Below are 16,224 nucleotides of genomic sequence, written 5' to 3' on the forward strand. Positions count from 1 at the left end.
TACGTGAACAAGATAAAAATTTCTGCCGTTAGCTATACTAACACCAAACCCTTTTTATACGGCCTGCAACATTCATCTATTAAAGACAAGATAGATCTGAGCCTCGATATGCCTTCTGACTGCGCCCAAAAGCTAATAGATGATGTGGTTGATATTGGTTTAATACCCGTAGCGGCCACATTAAATTTATCCCAATGGGAAATTGTATCGGCTTATTGCATCGGTGCCGAAGGTGCGGTAAACTCTGTATTTATATTCAGCAATTGCGATATAAAAGATGTTAAACGCGTCCAGCTTGACCCGGAATCGCGCAGCTCCAATAACCTGGGGCGTGTGCTGCTCAAAAATTACTGGGAAGTGCAGCCCGAGCTAATTGTAAACGCGTCGGATTATGCGCAATCAACTGATGCCCAAACCGCCTTTGTACAAATCGGCGATCGCACCTTTGGCAAAAAAGAACAATACAAATATGTATATGACCTTGCTGAAGAATGGCAAAAGTTTACCGGGTTGCCTTTTGTATTTGCTGCATGGATAGCTAACAAACCCATACCGGAAGATTTTATAAAAGAATTTGATCTGGCATTAAGATACGGCCTTGCCCATAGGCAAGATCTGTTAAAAGAACTCCCACAGCGTGCCGACTTTGATCTGGAAGACTACCTGATGCACAAGCTGGATTTTGACCTGACCGAGGATAAAAAGAAAGCGTTGCATTTGTTTCTGGATTATATTAAAGCGTTGTAATTAGAGATCAATAAACAATGTCATGGTGAGCCTGTCGAACCATTATGTCTTCGACAGGCTCAGACTGACACATCGCGTTTTTGCGAGAAACACCTCCCGAACAATTCTTCAAAAAACTAAAACCATATCCTGATATTAGCATTGCATATAGCATAGCGATATCATTATGGATCAGCAAAAACTTAAAGGACAGGTCGCCCTGATAACCGGCGCAGATAGCGGCATAGGCAAAGGTGTTGCAATTGCAATAGCGCAAGCCGGCGCGAAGGTTTTGGTAAATTATGTGCACAACCAAAAAGCTGCCGAAGAGGTGGTAAATGAAATAAAAGCTTTTGGTGGTGAAGCATTTGCCCATCAGGCTGATGTAAGCAAGGAAAACGAAGTGCAGGCCATGTTCGCCAAAATCATTGAAACTTATGGCACTATTGATATACTGGTAAACAATGCTGGTTTGCAAAAAGATGCCAGGTTTGTTGATATGACATTAGACGAATGGAATACCGTTATCAGCATCAACCTCACCGGGCAGTTTCTTTGCTCGCGAGAAGCCGCTAAGCTATTTATTAAGAGGGGAGTAGTAGAAAGCGTAAGTCGCGCCGCCGGGAAAATAATTTGTATGAGCAGCGTGCATGAGGTTATCCCCTGGGCGGGTCACGTAAACTATGCAGCAAGCAAGGGCGGTATAAGCATGTTTATGAAAAGCATAGCGCAAGAATTGGCCCCTAACAAGATCCGCGTGGTAGGCATTGCGCCCGGTGCTATACAAACGCCAATTAACAAGGAGGCATGGCAAACGCCCGAGGCATTAGAAAAGCTTTTAACGTTAATACCCTATAACCGTATTGGCAAACCAGAAGATATAGGAAAACTTGCTGCCTGGCTGGCCTCAGATGAGGCAGATTATATTACCGGCACCACAATTTTTATGGATGGGGGGATGACCTTGTACCCCGGCTTTGCTGATAACGGCTAATAATTCATGTGTAAAAGTGGCTTTATGTCATAAATAAGTCATAAACACGGGCGCTCTTTACATTAAATTAACTTAGTGTACTTTATACAATAAGTATAAGGCTTTTTTATTAGCATATTGTTAAAAGTACACTATCTACAGGCTCTATTTTTTAGATTTTAATTTAAAACGAGCATATATTATCAAATATTTATAAAAATCATCAATAATTATAAATATTAGCAATAGCACCGTACATTTGTTATATAAATTAAAATTTAAAAGGCCATGAAAAAAGTATTTATATCAACCGCAATAGCAATCCTTTTCACAGCAAATGTTTTTGCTGCTAACAAGGTTTCAAAAACAGAAGAAGGTAAAGACAACGTATCTTACGTAGTGTCATCAAAATTCAACAACGATTTTATCGGTGCTGAAAATGTAACCTGGAAAGTTAGTTCTAAATTCCAGAAAGCTACATTCACAATTGATGGCGTGAAAAAGTCAGCGTTTTACAATCTTAGAGGTGAATTAATCGGTGTAACCGAGAATGTACAATTCAAAGCATTGCCTGAAAAAGCAAGAAAAATCATAGGTGAAAAATACGAAGGTTATTTTGCTAACGAAGTAATTAAATATGAAGTTGGTGATGATAACAGCTTTGATTCAACCGTATATTTTGTTGATTTGAAAAACAGTAAAGAAGAAGTTTTGGTAAGGGTTACCCCAAGTGCCGGTGTTTACTTCTTTCAACAAGTAAAATAATTCAACCCAACTATATAAGTTTGAAAGTCATCAGTTTACACTGGTGACTTTTTTATTTTGTACTAATTTTATTTTATTTTTACTTAATAAATAATTTTATTTGGTTATTAATAATTTTATATATTTGAACAGATAGTTGTACATTCTATATTGATTATTAAACCATTTTTATATTCAGTTGAATTACTTACTGATCTTAACACAATTATTTAATACTATTATAATATTATTATGAAAACTGGAAAAGTAAAATGGTTTAACACACAAAAAGGTTACGGATTTATTATTACTGATGACGGTAAAGATCTTTTTGTGCACTTCAAAGATGTACAAGGCGGCGTAAATGCTATTAAAGATAACGATAACGTAGAGTACGAAGAAGAAGAAGGAAGAAAAGGATTACAGGCCGTAAACGTAAAAAAAGTTTAACAGCTGCCCATATAACATACAAACCTCTGATAAATGCAGGGGTTTTTTTATGCAATTTTAAACCAGTTTTTACCAGCATTTTATACCTTAGCCTAATAAACTATCACTTATCCTAATTATGACTGATACTACTTCAGCAAAAGTTTCGCGGAATGTTATATTCCTGGTACTTGTAGCCTCCCTGGGTTATTTCGTTGATATATATGATCTTTTAGTTTTCTCAATAGTACGTAAAGCCAGCTTGCATGATATTGGTGTAGCCGATGCTGATATGCTTAGCAAAGGGCAATTTATTATTAATGTACAGATGTTTGGCCTTTTGTTAGGTGGTTTGTTATGGGGAATTATAGGCGATAAACTGGGCCGTATCAAGGTTTTATTCGGATCGATATTACTTTACTCGATAGCCAATTTTGCCAATGCATACGTAACCGACGTTAACACCTATGCTATAATCCGTTTCATAGCTGGTGTAGGCCTTGCAGGCGAACTGGGAGCGGGCATTACACTGGTTACGGAGACCTTAAGTAAAGAAAAACGCGGCTATGGTACCATGATCGTGGCTGTAGTAGGTTTATTCGGCGCAGCGGCCGCTTACGAGGCAGCCAAGTATGGCTGGCAAACTGCTTATAAAGTAGGAGGAGGTTTAGGAATTGTATTGTTACTATTACGTGTAGGGACATTTGAATCTGGTATGTTTAAAAATGTGCAGAATAGTAATGTATCAAAAGGAAACTTCTTTATGCTGTTTACCACCGCCGAAAGGTTTAAGAAATATTTGTACTGCATATTAATAGGTGCACCGCTTTGGTATGTAGTAGGGGTGCTTGTAACCTTATCTCCTGAATTTGGTAAGGCATTAGGCTCTGCTGTACCGTTAAGCGCAGGCGAGGGAGTGCTATATACCTATATCGGTATCGCTATTGGTGATATTTTCGCCGGCCTGCTGGCGCAGATCACCAAATCGCGCAAGCTAACTATGGCGGTGTTCCTGATATTGTCAGTAGTAAGTACCTTTATATATTTAGGATCGACAGGTATCACACATGACAAATTTGTTTGGGTATGTTTCTTTATGGGCTGTACTGTGGGTTACTGGGCAACATTTGTAACTATAGCGGCCGAGCAATTTGGCACAAACATTCGTTCAACCGTAACTACCACCGTACCTAACTTTGTGCGTGGTTCACTAATACCTATCAATATAGCTTTTAACGCCTTTGTAGTGCATTACGGCATGGTTACAAGCGGTTATATTATGATGGTGATATTAACGCTTATATCGCTATTTTCGTTAAGTCAGCTAAAAGAAACATTTGGCAAAGATTTAAATTACATTGAAGAAGAAGCAGGGATCAGTTAAGACAATTAATGAATTATTGATTTACTGAATTAGCGATTGAAGATTTAATGCCTTAACTTGTACTTGATCATTAAATCAATAATTCTCTAAATCAGTAAATAAATTTAGTTTTGTCGTTCCTTAATCACTAATTCAGTAAATCACTAATTCAATAATTAGTTAATGATAAGCAAGGAACAAATAGCTTCAGATTACAAACAGATACAGGACGAGATATGTGCCGCGCTTGAAACTACAGATGGCATATCAACCTTTGAGGAAGAACTTTGGGAGCGTGAAGGTGGCGGCGGCGGTCGTACACGTATCATCCAGAACGGTAATATATTTGAAAAAGGCGGCGTAAACTTTTCGGCTGTGCATGGGCAATTGCCGCATACTGTTAAAAAAGCCCTGAATGTAGAGCAGGACGATTTTTTTGCTACCGGTATATCTATCGTTATCCATCCAAACCACCCGCTGGTGCCTATCATTCACATGAATATCAGGTATTTTGAAATGCCGTCGTCATTTAATACCGATATCCCACCAGTACGCTGGTTTGGGGGTGGGATAGATCTTACACCGCATTATGTGGTAGAGGATGATGCCCGGTATTTTCATCAACAGCTAAAACAAGTTTGTGACCAGTTTAACCACGATTTTTACGAGCGTTTTAAAACCTGGGCCGATAATTACTTCTACATAAAACACCGCGACGAAACACGGGGCATTGGTGGCATATTTTATGATCGTTTAACAGCTACGGATGAAATTACATGGGAAACCGTTTTTGAATTCTCAAAAGCATTAGGGCGCTCATTCATTCCTATTTATACCGAGCTCGTAAATCGCAGCCGCAACAAACAATTCACGCCAGATCAGCAGCAATGGCAATACCAGCGCCGTAGCCGCTACACCGAGTTTAATTTGGTGTATGATGCCGGCACTAAATTTGGGCTGGAAACTAACGGCCGTATCGAATCGATATTAATGAGCCTGCCGCCCACAGCCAAATGGGTGTATAACTACCATGCACAACCGGGCAGCGAAGAAGAAAAAACCTTGTCCTTATTAAAAAAAGGCATTAACTGGGTTTAGTTATGATTAAAAAGATATTACCGGCACTTTTGCTGTTAATAGCATTGTGCGCATTCAACATAGAAGATTCTTTTAAGGGCACCTGGGAATATAGCGGGGGTATATATAATGGCAAGGCCGTATCTGCATCAAAAGATTATACACTGCAACGAAAATACGACGCGGAGCACTATGATGCCTTATTTATTGAAAAGGGGGCTGAGCCTATTCCGTATGAGCGGGGTAATTATGTATTAAAGCAAGATACCTGTTTTGAAACGCAAACATTTAGTGCAGAACCTTCCAAACTGCTCAATATCACGCTAAAATATCATTACCAACTTAAAAACGATACGCTAACATTTAACGGCATTTTACCTAATGGCACCACGGTGCAGGAGTATTGGAAAAGAGTTAAATAATCTCCGGCTTTCCACATTGTAACATTAGTATTGTTTTATAGTAAAAAAGGTGGAAAACAAGTATAAATGTTAGCAAAAACATGCCTCAAAAACCATATAAATTCATAACTTCGCAGGTCATATAAAAGCACTTTTTTATATACGCATTTACTGTTAAGATTTTCCACTAAGAAAAACCAATGGCTGAAGAAACAGAAGATAATTCGAACCAAGAAGACAGAATAATTTCGATAAATATTGATGAAGAGATGCGGGCAGCTTACATTGATTATTCAATGTCAGTTATCGTATCAAGGGCATTGCCCGATGTACGCGACGGTTTAAAACCCGTTCACAGACGCGTGTTGTACGGCATGCTTGATCTGGGTTTGGCAAATAACAAACCGTACAAAAAATCGGCCCGTATTGTAGGCGAGGTATTAGGTAAGTATCACCCACATGGCGATACATCTGTATACGATGCCATGGTACGTATGGCGCAAGACTGGAGCTTAAGATACCCATTTGTTGAAGGACAAGGTAACTACGGCTCTATAGACGGCGATCAACCGGCAGCTATGCGTTATACTGAAGCTAAACTGCAAAAGATAGCCGAAGAGATGCTAGCCGATATCAATAAGGATACAATTGATTTCCAGCTGAACTTTGACGATTCGTTACAGGAGCCAACCGTATTGCCTGCAAAATTCCCTAACCTTTTGGTTAACGGTGCATCGGGTATCGCGGTAGGTATGGCCACCAACATGGCGCCGCATAACCTAACAGAAATTGTTAATGCTACCATCGCCCTTATAGACAACCGCCAGATTGAAATAAGCGAACTGATGACCTATGTTAAAGGACCGGATTTCCCTACCGGAGGTATAATATATGGTTACGAAGGGCCACGCCAGGCACTGGAAACAGGCCGCGGACGTATTGTAATACGTGCAAGGGCAGAAATTGAAACTTACGGCAGCGACCGCGAACGGATAATAGTGAGCGAAATACCTTACCAGGTAAACAAAGCGCTAATGATTGAGCGTACTGCCGAGCTGGTTAACGAAAAGAAAATTGAAGGAATCACCGCCATTCGCGATGAATCTAACCGCGAAGGGATCCGTGTTGTTTATGAGATAAAACGCGACTCGAACGCGGCTATCGTATTAAACAACCTTTACAAATATACAGCACTGCAAACATCATTCAGTGTAAATAACATTGCGCTGGTACATGGCCGCCCAATGCTGCTTAACCTGAGAGACCTGATCCATCATTTTGTTGAGCACAGGCACGAGGTTGTTATTCGCCGTACCAAATACGAGTTATCTGAGGCTGAAAAGCGTGCGCACATATTAGAAGGTTTATTAATTGCGCTCGACCATATCGAAGAGGTTATTAAACTGATCCGTGCATCGTCAACACCTGATGAGGCAAGAGAAGGTTTAATAAGTCAGTTCGGCTTAAGCGATATACAGGCCCGTGCTATTCTGGATATGACCTTAAGGCGTTTAACCGGACTGGAGCGTGATAAGATCCGCGACGAGTTTGATGCTTTAATGAAAACTATCGAATACTTAAAATCTATCCTTGCTGATGAAGGGCTGCGTATGCAGATCATCAAAGACGAACTGATAGAGATAAGAGAAAAATACGGTGATGAGCGAAAAACCGAAATGGTACACTCATCTGCAGAAATGCAAACCGAAGACTTTATTGAAGATGAAGATGTTGTGATCACCATCTCACGCGAAGGGTATATCAAACGTACTTCGCTTACCGAGTACCGCAGACAGGGCAGGGGTGGTAAAGGATCTTTAGGCAGTAACAGCCGCGATGCCGACTTTATCGAGCATTTATTGATAGCAAGTAATCACAATTACATGCTGTTCTTTACCGAATCGGGCCAGTGTTTCTGGCTAAGGGTTTTTGAAATTCCCGAAGGCACACGTACTTCTAAAGGTCGTGCTATCCAGAACATCATCAACATTCCTAAGGAAGAAAACATTAAGGCTTACATCAAGCTTAAATCGCTTAAGGATAAAGAATACCTGGAGAACAACTTTATTATTATGTGTACCCGCAAAGGTGTTATCAAAAAAACATCTTTAGAGGCATATTCACGTCCGCGCGCAAATGGTATCAATGCCATCAACATAAACGAGGGCGATTCATTACTGGAAGCAACGCTAACAACCGGAAGCAGCGAAATTGTTATGGCACTGCAATCGGGCCGTGCAATACGTTTCAACGAATCTACTGTTAGGCCAATGGGGCGTACAGCTACCGGTGTGCGTGGTATTAGCTTAGATAGCGATAACGATGAAGTTGTTGGTATGATCAGTATTGACGATAAGGAAACAACCGTACTGGTAGTATCTGAAAAAGGCTATGGTAAACGTACCGATATTGACGACTATAGGGTAACAAATCGTGGTGGTAAAGGTGTAAAAACACTTAATATTACTGAAAAAACCGGAAAACTTGTTGCCATAAAAGGTGTTACTGATAAAGAGGATCTGATGATCATCAATAAATCGGGTATCATTATTCGTATTGCAATTAGCGAATTGCGTACAATGGGCCGTGCCACGCAAGGGGTGAGGTTAATTACCCTGAAAGGTAATGATGAGATAGCATCGGTTGCTAAAATTGAGCATGATGAAGAGGAAGAACTGGATGAAGCTGTATTAGCAGAAGCGGCGGAAGATAAAGCAATTGCCGACGAAACAGATGCTGATGTACTTTCAAAAACTCCGGATGCTGAAATAAAGTCAGACACAGATATTGATACAACTAACGCAGATGATGAATCTGCTGATGATGACCAAACTGAATAAATAATGCAAAGCCGAAAAATCAGATTATTGATTTTAGCATTGTTTACCGCATCTTTTGCCTTTGGCCAATCCGAAGCGTTAAAAGTTGTGGTAAACAACCTTGCTTTTTATAAGCAAAAGGGAGATCTGAAATTCTTAAGTAACGCCAAGAAATCCGCCGATAGTTTAGTAGTGACCCGCAAAGATTCTGCGGACCTGGAGAAGAATGTTTACCGCATTATTGTAAACTCCAGTATCTTATACACCGATTCACTGAACCAATTAAATCAGCCGGAAATGTTTCTTGACCAAACCGCTGCCTTACTTGATAAGTTTTCTGAAAAGGGCAAAATATATAAATACCAGCCCGAAATTGATTACGCAAAACGTTGTTTGGCAAATGTTTATATCAGAAAAGGTTTTGCCTTAACTAAAAACAACGATTTTAAAAATGCTGTTAATGCTTTTCAAAAAGCAAAGAAATATGCACCTGCCCACAAACAGATAAATGCATATATAGCATACACCAGCAATAAATTAGGCAACCTGCAGGATGCTGCAAATTATTATTCAAATCTTATTAGTACCGATAGCACCAAAATAGAATACCTGGAAACCGCATCTACCATTTATAAATCACTTGGTGATACCGCAAAAGCCCTGCAAATAGTAAAGAAGGGAAGGCGTCTGCTTCCTCAAAACAAGCAATTATTGCATGATGAGGCTAATATTTATAATAACAAAAAAGACTATAAAGCGTTAGAACCTTTATTAATACCCTTAATTGATAATAACATCAATAATCCCGATATTACTTTTGTAGCCGCAAATTGTTATGATAATTTAAACCAATATGACAAGGCCGAATCATTATACCTTCGTGCAATTGAGTTAAACGGAACAGCTTATGAACCTGTATTCAATTTAGGCTTATTATACTTTAAGAAAAGCGTCCAAAAAAATAATAATAACGATAAAAATATAACAAGTGCTATATTGTGGCTTGAAAAAGCAAACGAAATGGTGCCCCAGGATAAAAAATGCCTGGAACTTTTGCAGTTAGCTTACACAAAAACCGGCAATCAAAATCAGCTGGATAGGGTTAACAATAAATTAGAACAGTTAACAAATTAATAAACTATAATTAATTATTATAGGCTGTAACTAAGCACACAAACGGCCATAATATCATTACCAATTTAAAACTTACCAAATGAAAATTAAATTCTTAATGTTAGGCCTGTTAGGTCTCATTTCTACAACAGCCTTTGCGCAAAAAGGGGAGTTGAACAATGCACAATCAGAATTCGAAAAATATGAGGGCTTAAAAACGCAGCCGGCTTTAAGTTTGCCAAGTCTTAATAAGGCCAAAGAGTCTATTGATAAAGCTGCTGCTAATCAAAAAACAGCCAATTTACCGCAAACCTATGCAGTAAAAGCTAATATATACGGTTCCCTGGCTCAGCTTGATACGGTAGCAACCACTTCATTGCCATTGTTTACTACTGCAGAGGAAGCCCTAAAAAAAGCTAAAGAGCTTGATACCAAAGGTGAAAACAAAAAGCTTATTGATAATGCCAATGGTATTTTAGCTCAATATCAATTAAATAAAGGGGTGAAGGAGTATCAGTCTGGTAAGTATGATTTAGCTTACAAGTCGTTTGATTTTTACCGTAGTGTAATGCCTGAAGATACTAACGCAATACTTTATACCGGTTTAGCAGCATTAAATGCCAAAAACTACCCGGCTGCAATTACAAATTACAATAAGCTGGTTACAACTAAATATTCTAAAGTAGAGAGTGTTTATGGTGAGCTGGCTGGTATATATTTAGCTAATAAGGATACAACTGGTGCACTAAAAACCGTAACAGATGGTTTGGCAAAATATCCTAACAGTGCTGAGTTAAGAAGAACTGAAATTGAAATAAGCCTGCAACAAGGCAAGCAAAAGGAAGTGCTTGATAAAATTTTAAGTGCTATATCAAATGATCCCAAAAACAAAAACCTGTATTATTATGCTGGTTTAGTTTATTCACAAGTTGCTGATGCGGCCACACAAAAAATAGCTAAAGCACCTGCCGCTACTAAAGCAACTTTACAAGCAGAAAAAGCACAAAACTTCCAAAAAGCCGCCGATATGTACAAAAAGGCGATTGAAATTGACCCTAATTATTTTGAAGCCAATTTAAACATGGGTTATGTAATTATTGCACCGGCAATTGATAGCTACAACGCGGCTAATAAGTTACCTGCTAACCAGCAGAAAGCTTATGACGCAGCTATGGCTAAAGCTACAGCGCAATTTGATCTGGCAAAACCATATTTGCTAAAAGCAGTTGAGTTGAACCCAAAATCGCCAGATGCATTAAATAACTTGCTTACTTATTATAAAGGCAAAAAAGATGATGCTAATATTGCTAAGATAACAGCACAAATAAACGCACTACCTAAAAATTAATACAATAGGAGATACTATATTTTAAAGCCCGCTGGATAGGTGGGCTTTAAAATAGAATTATTACTTAACATAATGTTAATTATGAGATTTATTCCTATATTATGTTATTCAACGGTTCACTACGACCTAAAATTGGTTCTATCATACTTCATTTACAATTATTTGTTATAAGGCGCAACAAACAGAAAGTTGGTTGAGTTAAGTAGTTTATAGGTTGTAATTTAAAACATAAATAAATGAAGACAACAGATAACCTCATCCTTATTACCGGCGGCAGTGCGGGCATTGGATTCGAAATAGCAAAATTATTTTCGGAAAACGGCAATCAGGTCATCATTACCGGCCGTAATCAGGAAAGAATGGCAAAAGCCATTTCCAAACTAAAAAACACCTGTGCTATAGTAAGCGATGTAAATAACGCCGAAGACGTAGAAAAACTGGTAGCGCAACTAAACAAAGATTTTCCCAAGCTTAATGTAGTCATCAACAATGCAGGCAGCGCTAATTATTACGACATGACCGTACCGGGCATTAACGCGTTCGACAAAGCCAGTGAAGAAATATTAACCAATTACCTATCTATTATCCGCCTTAACGAATTGCTGTTGCCCCTGCTTAAACAACAGCCCGAAGCAGCCATTGTCAATGTATCATCTATAGTGGCATTTGCAGCAAGGGCCAATAGCCTGCCAACTTATGGTGCCAGCAAAGCCGCACTGCACTCGTACACCAATAGTTTGCGCATTATGATGGAAGATACTTCGGTAAAAGTATTCGAGCTGATGCCACCATTGGTAGATACCGAGTTCTCGGCTGCAATTGGTGGTGCGGCCAACGGTATCCCTCCAAAACAAGTGGCCGACGACCTGCTTACAGCTATGCAGAACGACGAATTTGAGATACATGTAGGCCGTACAGCAGAAATATTTAACAACTTTTTTCCGCTATCACCCAAGGCCGTACTAGCAATGAACGGAAAAACCGAATAAATGAGCGGCCCATGGAAGAAGAACAAATACGCGGAGTCCCGAATGCGCATTGGCACGCGTCGGCAGTTGGCGATGCAAACAAAAACAAAAGCCCGGCTAAAATAGTCCGGGCTTTTATCAGACATAAAAAACCTATTACATTGGTTTTTGAGTAGTATCTTTTTTAGTGGTGTCCGTTTTAGTAGTATCAGTTGTTGGAGCCGGGGCCACTGTTGCTGCAGAGTCGGTTTTTGTACTGTCAGAACCGTCAGTTGATTTTGTTGAACTACAGCCTGCTATTATTGAACCAACCATCGTCGCGACTAACGCGAAACTTAAAAAGTGCTTTTTCATAGATATAAATTTAATAGTGATGTTAACAAAAATGCTTTCAGGTTATAAACCCCGAAACATCAAAGTTGTTTAATAAACTTCAATTATTATTTAATGAGTGTTTCAAATCACACATTTGCAGCTGCTTTAAGATCAAAAAAATATCAACAAAGTGGTTTCAACTCATAAAATAAATAATATTATGCTGATATTTAACGCTAATGGTAGTATCAGAAAACACCCTTAAGTGGATAATGCGCCTCTACCCTCCCCTTTTATTTCAACGGATTTGGGTGAGGGAGTTTAATAAAGGTTTTAAGGGGGTTAGCGTTACGATAATAAAAAGCATTTTCAATAAAAACTATAACGGATCTATATTTGGCGGCACCATTTTCGCCGCGGCAGACCCGTTTTATCCCGTATTGTTTGACAGGGTGTTAAATACGGGCGACAGAAAACTGAAGATCTGGTCTAAATCATCAAATATAAATTTCTTAAAACCTGCACTATCCAACCTGTCGTTCCAAATAATTTTGAGCGATGCCGATATTGAACTGGCCATCCATACGTTAAATACCACCGGAAAGTATGAAAATTCGTTTCCGATAGATATATACAATAACAACAACGAAGTATGCGTATCGCTTATGAATGAAGTATACATACGCGACCTTAATTTTACACAAACTGCTATTTAACACGATGCCTGTATTTATGAATGACGAAGCTTTTACTAAAAAAGGCTATCAAATATCAACCGATAAAACTTTGCTCAGTTTTGATGTGATATTTAATTATCTTGACCAGCAATCATATTGGGCCAAAGATATACCCCCCGAAAAGCTAAAGAAAGCCATAGACAACTCTTTATGCTTTGGCGTATACAAAGATGGTATACAAGCCGGTTTTACGGAGATAACTAACCCGGAGCGATGGATGCAGATTTTCACGCCTTACATAGCAGAATAATGAAGATTTGACAAATGAATTTAAAGCGACAGATTTTTGAAGGCGAAGGTGTATCACTTGATTTTAAGAAAACAATTACAAGCTGCGAAAAAATAGCCAGAACAATGGTGTCATTTGCCAATAACATTGGCGGCAGGTTGCTTATTGGTGTATTGGATGATGGCACCATAAAAGGCGTAAAAGCCGAAGATGAAGAGCGATATATGATCACCAAAGCAGCACATTTTTTTACCCGCCCTGCCCTTGAACCCGTTTTTGAGGAAGTTTATTTTGATGATAAACTGGTGCTGATCGTAGACATTCCGGAGAGTGACGAAAAACCTCATTACTCCCTGGCCGAAGATGGTAAATGGTGGGTTTATATCCGCGTAAAAGATAAAAGCGTACTGGCTAGTAAAGTGGTTGTTGATGTGCTTAAGCGCTCGGCCGACGATAAAGGTGTACTTATTGAATACTCTTCCAAAGAAAAAGCACTGCTGGAGCATTTAGATAAAGAGGAACGCATTACTGTAAAAGAATTTTGTACGCTGCTAAACATTGGACGGCGGCGTGCCCAACGTATAATAGTAGATCTGGTACTCTCGGGGATACTTCGTGTGCATACTACCGAAAAAGAAGAGTTTTACACAGCTTCCTGATTTAACAGGGCTATTCATTACTTTTGCCTCCCCACAGTAATGAAAGCCTTTTACCAAAAATATAAGTTCTACTATCGTGACAGTTTAAAGCTGGCTATACCGGTTGTGATATCGCAATTGGGCCATACGCTTGTACAAACTTCCGATTCTATTATTGTAGGGCATTTTGCCGGGACTACGGCATTAGCCGCAGTATCATTAGTGAACAGTATTTTCCTTGTCCCGTTAGTGATAGGTATGGGTATTAGTTATGGTATTACTCCGCTGATAGCCCAGAATAACGGCCGAAAGAATTTTGCGGAATGCGGCCGCCTGCTTTCCAATAGTTTCTTTTTAAATGTTATCACCAGTATAGTTTTGTTTTGCGCCATCTATTTTGGGGTGATACTATTTATAGACAAACTTCATCAATCGCCAGAAGTGGTTATTCAGGCTAAGCCATATTTACTACTGTTAAGTTTATCGATTATCCCGCTGCTTGTATTTAATACATTTAAGCAGTTTGCCGAAGGATTAGGCTTTACCAAACAAGCCATGCTGATATCCATCTGGGGTAACGTACTTAATATTTGCCTGGGGATAATATTTGTAAAAGGATTGTTTGGCGTTAGCCCAATGGGGATAAAAGGTGTGGGATATAGCACGCTTATCGATCGTACGGTGATGGCTATTGTAATGGCCATTTACGTTTTCCGCTCCCCCATCTTTAAAAAATATTTAAAGGATTTTGCTATCAGGAATATAGACCGGGTGCGAGGATTACAACTCCTGAAAATTGGTGCACCGGTTGCTATGCAATATACTTTTGAAGTGGGCGCATTTGGCGGCGCGGCATTAATTATAGGCAGTATTGGTATGATAGAACAGGCTGCACACCAGGTAGCAATCAGCCTTGCTGCTATGACTTACATGATGGCCAGCGGGGTTTCATCTGCAGCTGCTATCCGGTCGGGCAATTATTTTGGATCGGGGAACCACAAGCAACTTCGCTTATCAGCTATCTCAAATTATCATATTGTAATAGCATTTATGAGCTGCACGGCAATAGTTTTTACATTATTTAACCACTTGCTACCATGGATATATACTTCAGATAAAAGCGTTATTCTAATTGCAGAACAACTACTTATAGTTGCGGCATTTTTTCAATTGTTCGATGGTACACAGGTTGTAGGTCTCGGGGTGCTGCGTGGCATGGGCGATGTAAATGTGCCTACGCTAATCACTTTCATCTCTTACTGGATTATAGGTTTGCCTGTTGCTTACCTACTGGGCATTCACTTAAATCTTGGGGTTATGGGTGTGTGGTATGGTTTGGTTTGCGGCTTAATGGCATCATCTGTAATGCTGTTCCTGCGGTTTCAGAGTATCAGTAAAAGCAACAACCTCATAATTGTAGACGATATTACAACAAGCAACTAAAAGTATAAATCGTTAGCTACACGATAAGTATTGCAATGCGCCTCTACAATATCTTTTATTTGCGGCGAGTAGCCACCTCCCATACTCACCTGCACAGGTATGCCCCTTGATCTGCATTGCTCAAATACAAACCGGTCGCGCTCTTTACAGGCCTCTTTTGACAGGGAGAGTTTACCCAATTTGTCTGACTCCAGTATATCTACCCCTGCCAGATAAAATATAAAATCGGGCTGATGGGTATTTATTAAGCTGGGCAAAGTATCTTTTAACAAAGCAAGGTATTCCTCATCACCTACGCCATCAGGCAATGGAATATCCAGATCCGACTGCTCTTTCCTAAACGGGAAATTCTTATCGCCATGCATCGAAAAAGTAAATACACTTGGCTCATTTTTAAATATCTGGGCTGTGCCATTCCCTTGGTGCACATCTAAATCAATAACTAAGATAGATTTAGATAAGTTGTTATTTAATAAATAATTAGCAGCTATTGCTTGGTCATTCAGCAAGCAGAAACCTTCGCCCCAATTGGCGCCGGCATGGTGTGTACCACCGGCAACATTAAAGGCAATACCATATTTAAAAGCATACCGGCAACCATCGATAGTGCCTTGCGCAATTCGTACTTCGCGTTCTACTAATTGTGCAGACAGCGGGAAACCAATGCGCCTTTGCTCCTTGGGCGGCAGGGTTAAGTCACGAAGTTGCTGCCAGTAACCCGCATCATGCGTAAGCAGAATAGTTTCTTCATCAACTGCATTAGGCGAGAAAATATTTTCCGGGGTGATGATACCTTCATACAGCAGTTGTGCCGGAATTAGCTCATACTTCAACATAGGGAAACGGTGGCCTGGTGGTAAAGGATGCGCATATATGGGGTCGCAAGCAATTTTAAGCATAC

17 protein-coding genes are annotated in these 16,224 nt (G+C 39.6%); 15 read left to right on the forward strand and 2 right to left on the reverse strand.

All coding sequences use genetic code 11. The features are described from left to right. The first annotated feature begins 3 nt into the window (after positions 1 to 3). The 11 genes from NPE20_RS02640 (at position 4) to NPE20_RS02690 (ending at position 11,982) form a co-directional block, all read left to right on the forward strand. On the forward strand, positions 4 to 747 hold the full coding sequence (locus tag NPE20_RS02640; RefSeq protein ID WP_256537048.1) for a menaquinone biosynthetic enzyme MqnA/MqnD family protein: 744 nt from the start codon (positions 4 to 6) through the stop codon (positions 745 to 747). Positions 748 to 913: 166 nt separating this feature from the next. Beyond that, entirely contained in the window at positions 914 to 1,720 is an 807-nt protein-coding gene (locus tag NPE20_RS02645; protein ID WP_256537049.1) for an SDR family oxidoreductase, read from the forward strand. Positions 1,721 to 1,987: 267 nt separating this feature from the next. Further along, positions 1,988 to 2,464, forward strand: a complete 477-nt coding sequence (locus tag NPE20_RS02650; RefSeq protein WP_256537050.1) for a hypothetical protein — start codon at positions 1,988 to 1,990, stop codon at positions 2,462 to 2,464. A gap of 231 nt (positions 2,465 to 2,695) precedes the next feature. After that, positions 2,696 to 2,893 carry a cold-shock protein gene (locus NPE20_RS02655; RefSeq protein WP_067061679.1) on the forward strand — a complete coding sequence of 66 codons (198 nt, stop codon included), beginning with the start codon at positions 2,696 to 2,698 and terminating at the stop codon, positions 2,891 to 2,893. Between the two features lie 118 nt (positions 2,894 to 3,011). Beyond that, entirely contained in the window at positions 3,012 to 4,256 is a 1,245-nt protein-coding gene (locus NPE20_RS02660; RefSeq protein WP_256537051.1) for an MFS transporter, read from the forward strand. 162 nt (positions 4,257 to 4,418) lie between these two features. Next, positions 4,419 to 5,333 (forward strand): oxygen-dependent coproporphyrinogen oxidase, encoded by a 915-nt coding sequence (hemF, locus tag NPE20_RS02665; protein WP_256537052.1) that lies wholly within the window; start codon positions 4,419 to 4,421, stop codon positions 5,331 to 5,333. Between the two features lie 2 nt (positions 5,334 to 5,335). After that, positions 5,336 to 5,734 (forward strand): hypothetical protein, encoded by a 399-nt coding sequence (locus tag NPE20_RS02670; RefSeq protein ID WP_256537053.1) that lies wholly within the window; start codon positions 5,336 to 5,338, stop codon positions 5,732 to 5,734. Positions 5,735 to 5,913: 179 nt separating this feature from the next. Next, a complete protein-coding gene (gene gyrA, locus NPE20_RS02675; protein WP_256537054.1) occupies positions 5,914 to 8,553 on the forward strand; it encodes a DNA gyrase subunit A in 2,640 nt (879 codons plus the stop codon). A 3-nt stretch (positions 8,554 to 8,556) separates the two neighbouring features. Then, the gene (locus NPE20_RS02680) at positions 8,557 to 9,666 is read left to right on the forward strand and encodes a tetratricopeptide repeat protein (RefSeq protein ID WP_256537055.1); all 1,110 of its coding nucleotides are present in this window, start codon (positions 8,557 to 8,559) and stop codon (positions 9,664 to 9,666) included. A 79-nt stretch (positions 9,667 to 9,745) separates the two neighbouring features. After that, on the forward strand, positions 9,746 to 10,993 hold the full coding sequence (locus NPE20_RS02685; RefSeq protein WP_256537056.1) for a tetratricopeptide repeat protein: 1,248 nt from the start codon (positions 9,746 to 9,748) through the stop codon (positions 10,991 to 10,993). Between the two features lie 236 nt (positions 10,994 to 11,229). Then, positions 11,230 to 11,982 (forward strand): SDR family oxidoreductase, encoded by a 753-nt coding sequence (locus NPE20_RS02690; protein WP_256537057.1) that lies wholly within the window; start codon positions 11,230 to 11,232, stop codon positions 11,980 to 11,982. A 135-nt stretch (positions 11,983 to 12,117) separates the two neighbouring features. Here NPE20_RS02690 and NPE20_RS02695 read toward each other — a convergent pair whose 3' ends face one another. Beyond that, positions 12,118 to 12,315 carry a hypothetical protein gene (locus tag NPE20_RS02695; RefSeq protein ID WP_256537058.1) on the reverse strand — a complete coding sequence of 66 codons (198 nt, stop codon included), beginning with the start codon at positions 12,313 to 12,315 and terminating at the stop codon, positions 12,118 to 12,120. Between the two features lie 200 nt (positions 12,316 to 12,515). Here NPE20_RS02695 and NPE20_RS02700 point away from each other — a divergent pair, with 200 nt between their 5' ends. From NPE20_RS02700 to NPE20_RS02715, 4 genes are read left to right on the forward strand one after another with little or no spacing between them, the layout of a single operon-like run. Further along, complete coding sequence (locus NPE20_RS02700; RefSeq protein ID WP_256537059.1) at positions 12,516 to 12,992, forward strand: DUF4442 domain-containing protein; 477 nt, start codon at positions 12,516 to 12,518, stop codon at positions 12,990 to 12,992. Positions 12,993 to 13,008: 16 nt separating this feature from the next. Continuing rightward, a complete protein-coding gene (locus NPE20_RS02705; protein WP_256537060.1) occupies positions 13,009 to 13,263 on the forward strand; it encodes a hypothetical protein in 255 nt (84 codons plus the stop codon). A gap of 14 nt (positions 13,264 to 13,277) precedes the next feature. Beyond that, positions 13,278 to 13,901, forward strand: a complete 624-nt coding sequence (locus NPE20_RS02710) for an AlbA family DNA-binding domain-containing protein (protein WP_256537061.1) — start codon at positions 13,278 to 13,280, stop codon at positions 13,899 to 13,901. A gap of 39 nt (positions 13,902 to 13,940) precedes the next feature. Beyond that, complete coding sequence (locus NPE20_RS02715; protein WP_256537062.1) at positions 13,941 to 15,323, forward strand: MATE family efflux transporter; 1,383 nt, start codon at positions 13,941 to 13,943, stop codon at positions 15,321 to 15,323. On the opposite strand, the gene NPE20_RS02720 is transcribed toward NPE20_RS02715, so the two are convergent. Further along, a complete protein-coding gene (locus NPE20_RS02720) occupies positions 15,320 to 16,222 on the reverse strand; it encodes a histone deacetylase family protein (RefSeq protein ID WP_256537063.1) in 903 nt (300 codons plus the stop codon). The two genes, NPE20_RS02715 and NPE20_RS02720, sit on opposite strands and share 4 nt — an antisense overlap. Between the last annotated feature and the right edge of the window lie 2 nt (positions 16,223 to 16,224).

The sequence above is a fragment of the Mucilaginibacter aquariorum genome (genome assembly GCF_024498135.1).
Taxonomy (GTDB): domain Bacteria; phylum Bacteroidota; class Bacteroidia; order Sphingobacteriales; family Sphingobacteriaceae; genus Mucilaginibacter; species Mucilaginibacter aquariorum.